Origin of the sequence: Sporosarcina sp. 179-K 3D1 HS (genome assembly GCF_047228905.1) — a bacterium.
Classification (GTDB): Bacteria; Bacillota; Bacilli; order Bacillales_A; family Planococcaceae; genus Sporosarcina.
In genome coordinates this window covers 1-2,474 of the sequence record NZ_JBFEGI010000027.1, presented here as the reverse complement: position 1 = coordinate 2,474, position 2,474 = coordinate 1, and the positions used below count along the sequence as shown (strand labels likewise).

Genomic DNA, 2,474 nt, shown 5'->3' with positions numbered 1-2,474 from the left:
TGTAACCGTCAAGTAGTTTTGGACACTTTTTGCTCGTTAAATTTGGACACTTTCCGCTTAAAATAACGTCTCCCGATGTTTGATCCTATGACTGTCTCCTTCCAAGTGGAGAACCTCCGAGCGATGGAGAAGGCGATCCAAGATCGCCGTGGTGATTCCCTGGTCTCCCAATAACTCTCCCCACTCCTCAGGTCCCTTGTTAGACGTAAGTATGATGGAGTTTCTTTCATATAGATGATTAACTAAATGAAAGAATAGATTTGCCTCATTCTGATCCATCGCCATATACATAAGGTCATCAATGATGACTAGGTCGGCGCTTCTAATCTTTTTCATCTGTAGCTGCGATTTCCGAAGATATTCCTCGGTTTTCAGAAGTGGGATTAATTCTCCCATTGAAATGAATGAGACACGATGACCTTTTTGAATTGCTTCTAGCCCCAATCCAATTGCGATATGTGTTTTACCCACGCCCGGCGGGCCTAGAAAAATCAAATTGAATGATTCCTCCAACCACGAGAGTTCACTGAGCTGACGAAGCTGTCTTTCACTGATTGAAGGCTGTTCTTTCAGGTCAAATTCCCCTAGGGTCTTCTGATAAGGGAATTTAGCCATTTTCAAATGCCTCTCTATCATTTTTTCTTCACGACGCCTTTCCTCATAGGTAAGCAGTTCCCTAAGGAATTCCTGGTAGGTCCATGAATGAGATTCTGCCTTTCTTAGAAAGGCTGGAAGCTCCTTGGATGTCTCTGTCATCCTTAGCCGCTGAAACTGATATTGGATGTCCTCTACCGAATAATTCATCTTACACACCTCCCAAAATCTTCAAGTAGCCGTGCAGTTCTCTGACGGTGGCTTTTTCTTTATAGTAATGAGAGGCTTTTCGGTAACTGTTATCAAGACTTGGATTCTCACGCATTTGAATTCCGGCCAGATGTTTCGCCACATCACGAAAATCATTTGCACTCCACAAAGCCTTTTCAATACAAGTATCTAAGGTTGGCTGAATAAATGGTTCAAATTCCTTCACAGCCTTTTGAAGGATCTGAAGTTGATCCCTCATGTATCTTGGATAACGACGATGCATTTCGTTAAGAAACAGCTGAATCTTCTCTCTATCTTCGAAAGATTTTTTGACAGTCTCGATATATGCCTGTATTCCTTTTGATCTGTCTCTACCGTGGTCAGTGTTCTTTATTAGTTGGCCCTTTCCCTTGGAAAGAGGATGAACGGCTAAGGGTTCTTCTCCGGGATTCTTTTCGATGATTAGCTGATCTTCAACAATCCGGATATGAACCGTATTGTCTCCATTGGGTTTATATGTCCCTAAAGGAACTGAATAGCGATTGGCCTGGAATTTAATAATATTGTCCTTATGTACCGTCCTTGTTATACTGGACCTATGGTTGCTTTCAAAAGAAAGCAGAGAGGAGACTTTTCGCAAGTGCGGCTTTTCCAGGGCAAACACTTCGCAAGGTCTCTTTTTTATTGTATTGTGCACTTGATAATTCCCTTTTCTCTCGAGCCAAGCTAGGCACTGCTCATTCCAAGTATCCAGCTGATGAAATACTCGATTCTTCGCAAAGTTTCCCTTGATGAATTTCACCACATTCTCAATTTTTCCTTTTGATTCAGGATCTGCAGCTCGACAAAGATAGATACGGAATCCCCTCTGTTGCTTATATGCCTGAAACTCTTCCGTATAGAGAATATCACCGCCGTTTTCACTGACAATCATAAGCTTGTCTTGATCATAGACAATCTCTTCTGTTATTCCTCCATAATATTCAAACGCCATCTCATGACAACGGAGTACATCCCGTGTAGTAAATGGACGCTCCTGCCATATGGCATACTTATAGCGCGAGTGGGAAAGGACGAAGGCGATGACATATAGTTTAGTAGTTTTTCCCTCAGAAGTTTTCACCTTCAATTCTCCGAAATCCACCTGCATTTGTTTCCCTTTGGGCAATTCTTCAACAGCTTCGTAACTCCGAAAGCTAAGGGATTTCGGAATATGGTTTTCCTCTCTTAACTCTCTTACATATGTACGGACCGTACTATCACCAACGTCTTTGTAGTGACAGCGCTCCTCCAGCCAATCGGAGACTTGAGAGGCTGACAAATCGGGATGCTCCTTCAACCAACTTAGAATTTCATCCCGATAGGGATCTAGTTTTCGTTTTCTTGTTTTCAATTCATCCACCCACTTACAAGCTTCTTCAAAATCCATTCCAAGATACTCATAGACTGTTGTTCTCGATAGATTACATTTCCTCGCAATCGCAGATATGTTAAATCCTTGTTTTTTTAATTGATGCACTTCTACAATCACTTCTAACTTCAGCACCTTCCTGATCCTCCAATACACCAGTTACTATTTACGTATTTAGTATAACTGGTAGGAGGGATTGTGGCTGGAAACTGTTCAGTTCTATCGAGCAAAAACTGTCCATTTTAGTTTAGCAGTTACA

General features: G+C 41.8%; 2 protein-coding genes. Both read right to left on the bottom strand.

The window, feature by feature from the left end:
• Positions 1 to 57: 57 nt before the first annotated feature.
• Complete coding sequence (istB, locus tag AB1K83_RS18135; protein WP_413059613.1) at positions 58 to 804, bottom strand: IS21-like element helper ATPase IstB; 747 nt, start codon at positions 802 to 804, stop codon at positions 58 to 60.
• 1 nt (position 805) lies between these two features.
• Complete coding sequence (gene istA / locus AB1K83_RS18130) at positions 806 to 2,350, bottom strand: IS21 family transposase (RefSeq protein WP_413059612.1); 1,545 nt, start codon at positions 2,348 to 2,350, stop codon at positions 806 to 808.
• Positions 2,351 to 2,474 lie beyond the last annotated feature (124 nt).